The following is a 7583-nucleotide window of genomic DNA, read 5'->3' as shown; positions in this document are numbered from 1 at the left end:
CCAAAGGGATAGTAATCAAAATCGCTGCAACATCAGTAATAGTAAGAACGTATTGGTTTTTTTAAAAACTAAAAATTGCCAAAAAATGTAATTTTAAGCTATTTTTTAGTACTTAAAATCGTCAAAAAAACACAGTTTAAATGTATAAAAAATTAGCTTCTGTTTAACGATAATTTTTAGCTTAATTGAATTAATTGATAAGCCTTAACATATTTAAGGCAAAACCTTATTTATAATTTCTTGAGCATTGATAAATTAGTTTTTTTAAATCGTATACAGTTTTGACAAATTATTTATTAATTGAAAAGGATCTTAAAATAATTAATAAAATCACAGGAATACTAGATGACTTTCCTGAATTTAATTGCATTGGGCATTCGCATAATTACGAGCAATCTATGGATGTGGTATTGCGAGAAATGCCAGATTTAATTTTTATTAATATAGATGTAATTAAAGACGCCCCTTTTAGATTAGTAAATGAGCTAAAACAGTATTTAAAAACTGATACGGAGTTTATCGCAATTTCTGCTTCAAAAGAAAAAACGTACGATGCTATTAAGATTGGATTCTTTGATTATTTACTAAACCCAATTAATGGTTTGGATACAAGAAAAGCAGTGATTAAGTATAAAAAAAAACGCCCAACTAAAGCACATAAAACTATTTGCTTAAAATCTTATAAAGATTATAAATATTTAAATGTTGATGAAATTTTATTTTTAAGAGCAGACAACAATACTACAGACTTTCACATGAATGATGGTAGTGTTATTAATGCTTTTAAAACATTAAAAACATTTGAATCTATCTTACCTAATAACTTTTTAAGAGTGCACAAAAGTTACATACTAAACTCCAATTATGTTTCTAGAGTTAATTATGGAAACTCTAAATGCTCATTAAAAAAGCATAAACATAATGTCCCTTTTACTAAAACCTACAAAAACAATGTGGAATGTATGATTAATTATTTATCTCCAATCGCTTCTGCTTAGCTACAAATGTAATTTCACTTCTCAAAAAGGGTGCTTTACCCACAAAACTGTAGTATTCACTTAACCCAATAGTAATGTATTGGTAAATCTCAATTAGTTTAATACCTTTACTTTAGGTAAGAATAAACGTTAACATAAAAATGAAATATATGAATATATAAAAATATTTTACTTATAGGTAAAAATGAAATTTCTTCCCAAATCTATCGTTTTTAATCTACAGCAAACCATAAAAACATAACTATAACATGAAGAGAACTATTAAAGTTTTAATTATCGAGGATGAACCTTTAATTATTAACGTTTATGAACGTACTCTATTAAATGTAGCATCAAAAAACGAGACATTATCATTTGATATTCAATCTGCTGTTAATTGCGATCAAGCCATGTTGAAGCTTAATAAAGTAGGAAAGGATGATGGATTTGATCTTATTTTCTTAGATATGAGGATACCCAAATCTAAAAGAGGGCATATTTTATGTGGAGAAGACTTAGGAATTAAAATAAAGAATAAATTTAAAAAAACTAAGGTTGTTGTTTCTACTTCTTATGATGATGCTTACAGAATATATAGTATTTTACAGAATCTTGATCCTGATGGTCTTTTGGTAAAACGAGATTTAACTACTCCACTATTATATGAAGCTATAGAGAAAGTTATAGTTGAGCCTCCTTTCTACAGCCATACCGTAATGAAACTTTTTAGAAAACAATCTACTAACGATTTCGTTGTAGATAATATAGACCGTAAAATGCTTTATGAGTTAGCAAATGGTACAAAAATGAATGAACTCCCTCAAATTTTACCTCTATCTATAGCTGCCTTAGAACGTAGAAAACGCATATTAAAAGACATTTTTAATGTGCATAGTAAAGGCGATAGAGATTTATTACTCTCTGCTAGAGAGCGAGGTTTCATATAAGCTTTTACGTATTAATAAGGTATCTCCTTAATTTTTATAAGTCTCTACCCTAGTTGGTAAGATGACAATCTTTGTACGTTTAATAATAAGTTTTTAATTATAATCCACATGTTTTTTAGCGAACAATAATTTATACTATTGCGTAATATCTATACATATAATATTTCTAATAATCAGCACCTTAAGGCATCGTCTTTAGTGAATGCCATCTTTATTTGTATTATCATTTCGGTATTTTGTGGTTGTATAGTTTTATTGTCTCATTACCAAAATTTATTAAATGACAAACTATATGCTCAAGAAGATTTAATATCAAAAAACGATTCTGCTTTTAATTCTGTATTGCATGCAGTGACCACATTACAGCATGATGAAGGTGTAATAATTGATGTATTTGATGATAACCTCCCATCTCATATTCAGAAAAAGCATTGGGGCTTTTATAACATTATAGTTTGTAAAACAGGCTTTAGAAATGATACAGTTTCTAAAATAGCTTTAGTGGGAGAAAAAGACTATTCGCAAAATAAATTAGCACTATATGTAACAGATTATGATAAACCATTAAAATTATCTGGTAACACAAAAATATTAGGACAGATAAAGGTACCTAATGCTAAAACTGAAACAGCATATATTAATGGACAAAAGGGTAATAATATAAAGCTTAAAGGCAAACAGCTTAAGTCTCTTGATAAACTTCCTAAAATAGAAAAAAACATTATTGTTGATGTGTCTCAGTTACAGCCTATTTCACTACAGCATTTTGATAAAAATGCTATTGTTGTTAATGGTTTTGATGCGCCAACAAAAGTTATAGGATCTGCCGAAAATATAGCTTTTAATAATATTACCTGTAAAGGCAATGTTATTTTATCAGCAAAACATAAGATTACAATCTCTAATACAGCACATTTAGAAGATGTAATTATTTCTGCTCCTTTTGTGCATATTACTAATGGGTTTAGAGGAAACATTCAAATTATAGCTAGAGATAGTGTTAAAATAGATGAAAACGTACAGTTGCAATATCCTTCTAGTATTTATATTAAAAATGATGCTAAAGCCACAGTACGATTAGGCAAAAATTCTACTATAGCCGGAGGCATTGTAATTGATGGTAATACTTTTAGAGGTTCTACAGATCACTATTTACATATAGAAGAAAACGCTACTGTAATAGGTACTATATATTGTTTTGGTAGTACTGAGCTAAAAGGAAGCGTAATAGGTAGTGTTTATACAGATAAATTTTACTTAAAAACAGAAACATCAACTTATGAGAATGTTGTTTTAAATGGTGTGATAAATAGAGATAGTCTACCTGAAAATTTCATTGATATTCCCTTATTTAATAGTAATACAGACAAAAGAAGATATGCAGTCATTAAAAAATTTTAAGGTACTAAAAGCGTCATCTGTAATGGAATCTGTAATTGCTATTTCCATAATTTCAGTATGCGCTCTTGTGGCTTTTATCATTTATTTAAATGTAATACAACAAAACAAGTCGATTCATTATTTTAATGCTAAGCATAACATTAGTTTATTAATAGAACAGGCTATTACTCAAAAAGATTATACCGGTAATACTTACAATTTTAACGGATATGCAATAAATAAAAATGTGGAGATAAACCAAGTTGAGCAAACAGCTACTTTAACTTTTACATTTAAAACAGGAGGTAATACCACTTTAATTAATAAAATTATCCCTTATGAAGAATAAAAAACTTAAGGGATTTACAATTTTAGAAGCCTTAATAAGCCTTATGCTAATGAGTATTATTATAACTGTAACTTATGCACTGTTTAATTTAACTGAAAGGCAACTTTCAGGTTTTAAAAAAGAAAACTTTGAAGTACTAGAATACAATTTGTTTAATTCTACTTTACTTATGGATATTGAAACATCTACAGACTTTAGTTGTTCTGACAATGAACTATTATTGGAAAACTATAATACTAATACAATATACTATAGCATACATAAGCAGCATATTTTAAGACAAAACCAAACAAAGGTGGATACTTTTAATATAGAAGTTATAGATTTTGGTGTTTTGGAAAGTAATGAAAAACACAATACCAATACCACGCTTCAATTAGCATTAAATATTCTTAATGATACTATTAACGCTAATTATTTTTTAAAGAAAGATAATTCAGAATTAATAAACACCCGTTTTTTTAGTGAAGATTGATGCAGTAACATATAACAAGTCTAAAAAAAAGGATACATTAAAATTTGATACTAATGTATCTATGCCTCTTTTAAAAAGGTTTACTGATAAACAAAAAGAAGATTTTTATAGAGAGTTTTCTACCCTAATTAAATCTGGAGTAGATTTTAATAAAGCACTACTTATTTTAACAAATCAACAAAAGTCAAAATTTGTTAAATCAATTTATAAAAAAATTAATGCTGATGTAGTTAAAGGTAAGTCTTTAAATGAAGCCATTAAAAATTATAAATATTTTTCATCTTATGAATATTACAGTATAAAAATAGGAGAAGATACTAGACGATTATCTGAAATTTTTGATCAGTTACAAAAGTTCTTTTCAAGAAAAATTAAGATGAAACGTCAAGTAGTTTCTGTACTAGCTTATCCTGTTTTCGTTTTATTTATAACGTTTGCTGTGCTTTACTTTATGTTAAATTTTGTTGTGCCTATGTTTGCTTCGGTGTTTCAACAATTTGGCAAAGACCTTCCTGAAATCACACAATTTGTGGTTAGTATATCTAATAATTTTAATACAATCTTATTTGTTGTCTTGGGCATTTGTTTGGTGTTTTATACAAGCCATAAGCTATTAAAAGCAAACACTAAATATCAAGACATCAAATCTAAAATAGTTTTAAAACTCCCTTATTTTGGGAATTTAATCAGAAAAATCTATTTGGCTAGATTTTGTCAATCATTTAGTCTTCTATTATCAGCCAAAACCCCACTAATAACATCACTTGAACTTACCGAAAAAATGATTTCTTTTTATCCATTAAAATCGGCTATTTCTAAAGCTAAAAAAGATGTAATGAAAGGTGAGTCATTATCTGAAAGTCTTAAACAAAGTTCATTTTTTACGCCTAAAATTATTTCGCTTACCTCCATTGGAGAAGAGATAAATGAATTAGATACTATGTACGATGGTTTAGCAAACCAATATAATGAAGAGGTAGATCATGCTACAAAAATGATAGGTACCATTTTAGAACCTTTAATGATTGTAGTAATTGGCGGTATTGTAGGTTTTATTATGATAGCTATGTATTCTCCTATTTTTAATTTAAGTAAGGTTATTGAAAGTTAGATATAAAAATTAAATCATTAAGAAATGAAAAAAAATAGATTACGTTTAAACAAAAAGCAGCTGCATTTAAAGGCATACTCTATGTCAGAGATTTTGATAGTGTTATGCATTATTGGAATTCTTATTTATCTGGTTGTTCCTAATCAAACATCTGTGGTTACCAGTGCAAAATCTATTGAAGCACAAAATATGTTAAGTATGATTCATGGTTTAGAAAAGAGTCATTTTTACCGCCATTCTAAATATACTGCAGATTTTGATGAATTAGGTTTTGAAGAAGCACTTACCATAGACAAAGGCGGACAAGCTGTTTACAAAATAGAAGTTACAGAAGCATCACTAAATACTTTTAAAGCTACAGCAACTGCTTTACAAGATTTTGATGGTGATGGTATTTACAATACATGGGAAATTAATCAGGATAGAATTTTAAAAGAAATAGTTAAAGACTAAAATGTTTATTACACTAAACATATTACTAATTAGTGTTTTGGCTATCATTCTGTATCAGGATATGATGAGAAGGACTATACATGCGATTTTACCATTAGGGGTATTATTGGTTTCCATAGCAATTAATCTTATTTCCAATAACTATAGCCTCTATCAAGCACTATATAATTTGTGCTTTATAGCAATAAACATTTTGGGTATAACCTTATACTTCTCTTTAAAATATAAAACTTTAGTAAATCCTATTGATTCTTTTATAGGCATGGGAGATATAGCATTTTTTATAGCAATAACCCCATTGTTTAATTTAAAGCCTTTTATACTTTTTTTCATAATAGGTTTACTGTTTTCATTACTAGTCCATTGTGCGCTACACCTATTTAGAAAAACGAAAACTATTCCTTTAGCAGGTTATTTATCATTGTTTCTTGCTATAACCATTATAGCAGATAATATCCTTGAAGTTAATATAACATTGTAAATGAATATAGATAATATTAAACATATAAGTTTAAGTATTGATTTACAACAGGCCATAGATTCAGACATGGCTAATCATTTTTCAATAATACCCAAAGACATCACTAACGATACCAACGTTTTTTATTTTGATGCACTTAAATTATCTGAAAAAGAAACAATTAAAGAGGAATTAAAACTCATTTTTAATAAGGCTATTATTCTTGAAGATACAGATTCTTCAGTAATACAAAGAGCACTTTCAGTTTATTATAGAAAAAATGATGAAAAGCCTAAATTGGTATCTTATGGCAACGATTTCTTAGAAGACTTAATTTTTGAAGCAAAAAATATAAATGCTAGTGATATACATATAGAAATATATGAAGAAGATGTACGGGTAAGACTTAGAGTTGACGGACATCTCATTGAAAAAAATCACATTAAAAAAGATAATTATTTAGAGTTAATCAATCAAATTAAAATTAAGTCTAATCTTGATATCACTGAAAAAAGGTTACCTCAAGATGGTAGAATTGAATATGATGATTTTGATATTCGTGTTTCTATTTTACCAACACATCACGGCGAAAAGGTAGTAATGCGTATATTAGGGAGAGATGCATCTCACTTAAACATAGATAAACTTGGACTAGAGGAAGGAGATGTTAAAGAGTATTTAGAGGCTGTAAAAAAAACCAATGGTATTGTACTTATTAGCGGACCAACAGGCTCTGGAAAAACAACTACTCTTTATGCTACTCTTAAACATCTTAATGATATAAAGCGAAACATAGTTACTGTTGAAGACCCTATAGAATATACACTAAAAGGTATAAATCAAGTACAGCTAAAAGAAAATATAGGCCTCACTTTTACATCGGCACTACGTTCATTTTTAAGACAAGATCCCGACATTATAATGCTTGGAGAAATTAGAGATGCTAAAACAGCCCAAATGGCTATTCGCGCATCACTAACTGGGCATTTAGTACTATCAACTATACATACTAACTCTGCTGTAGGGACTATTTCTAGATTAGTAGATATGGATATCCCTCCTTTTCTAATTGCTGAAACTATTAATATCTCGGTGGCACAACGCCTGTTAAGAGTGTTATGTGATAATTGTAAAAAAGAAGCCCCTTTTAATGAAAAAGATTTACCCAAATTATTTAAGCCAGAATATCCCATTGAGAAATATTATACTGCTGTGGGGTGCAATGAATGTTATCATACCGGTTATAAAGGACGTACCGCTATTTATGAAATATTACCTATAACACATAAGGTCGCAAACGCTATAAAAAATAACACATTACAACAACTAGATATTATAAAAGGTAAAAAATTATCTGATAAAGCATTTAGCCTATTATCTAAAGGAACTACATCCTTGGATGAAATCTACCCTATACTCATTAACTCTTAA

The 7583-nt window shown here is 28.3% G+C and carries 9 protein-coding genes; all 9 read left to right on the top strand.

Features of this window, described 5'->3' with window-relative positions; genetic code table 11:
* Positions 1-281: 281 nt before the first annotated feature.
* The 9 genes from EYD46_RS17535 (at position 282) to EYD46_RS17495 (ending at position 7583) form a co-directional block, all read left to right on the top strand.
* Positions 282-998: a LytR/AlgR family response regulator transcription factor gene (locus EYD46_RS17535; protein ID WP_130938481.1), complete on the top strand. Its 717-nt coding sequence runs from the start codon at positions 282-284 to the stop codon at positions 996-998.
* A gap of 248 nt (positions 999-1246) precedes the next feature.
* On the top strand, positions 1247-1924 hold the full coding sequence (locus EYD46_RS17530; RefSeq protein ID WP_130938480.1) for a response regulator: 678 nt from the start codon (positions 1247-1249) through the stop codon (positions 1922-1924).
* Positions 1925-2062: 138 nt separating this feature from the next.
* Positions 2063-3325 carry a bactofilin family protein gene (locus EYD46_RS17525; RefSeq protein WP_130938479.1) on the top strand — a complete coding sequence of 421 codons (1263 nt, stop codon included), beginning with the start codon at positions 2063-2065 and terminating at the stop codon, positions 3323-3325.
* Positions 3303-3653 carry a hypothetical protein gene (locus EYD46_RS17520; protein ID WP_130938478.1) on the top strand — a complete coding sequence of 117 codons (351 nt, stop codon included), beginning with the start codon at positions 3303-3305 and terminating at the stop codon, positions 3651-3653. The genes EYD46_RS17525 and EYD46_RS17520 overlap by 23 nt, the downstream gene beginning before the upstream one ends.
* Positions 3643-4128 (top strand): prepilin-type N-terminal cleavage/methylation domain-containing protein, encoded by a 486-nt coding sequence (locus tag EYD46_RS17515; RefSeq protein ID WP_130938477.1) that lies wholly within the window; start codon positions 3643-3645, stop codon positions 4126-4128. Before EYD46_RS17520 ends, EYD46_RS17515 begins: the two co-directional genes overlap by 11 nt.
* Positions 4118-5239, top strand: a complete 1122-nt coding sequence (locus EYD46_RS17510; RefSeq protein WP_130938476.1) for a type II secretion system F family protein — start codon at positions 4118-4120, stop codon at positions 5237-5239. Before EYD46_RS17515 ends, EYD46_RS17510 begins: the two co-directional genes overlap by 11 nt.
* Positions 5240-5263: 24 nt before the next feature.
* Positions 5264-5692, top strand: coding sequence for a type IV pilin protein (locus EYD46_RS17505; RefSeq protein WP_130938475.1), 429 nt, complete (start codon positions 5264-5266; stop codon positions 5690-5692).
* A 1-nt stretch (position 5693) separates the two neighbouring features.
* Positions 5694-6173, top strand: a complete 480-nt coding sequence (locus EYD46_RS17500; protein WP_130938474.1) for a prepilin peptidase — start codon at positions 5694-5696, stop codon at positions 6171-6173.
* Entirely contained in the window at positions 6174-7583 is a 1410-nt protein-coding gene (locus EYD46_RS17495; RefSeq protein WP_130938473.1) for a GspE/PulE family protein, read from the top strand.

This window comes from Hyunsoonleella pacifica, assembly GCF_004310335.1.
Lineage (GTDB): Bacteria > Bacteroidota > Bacteroidia > Flavobacteriales > Flavobacteriaceae > Jejuia > Jejuia pacifica.
The sequence above is the reverse complement of the archived record's forward strand: the minus strand, read 5'-3'. Positions and strand labels throughout refer to the sequence as shown.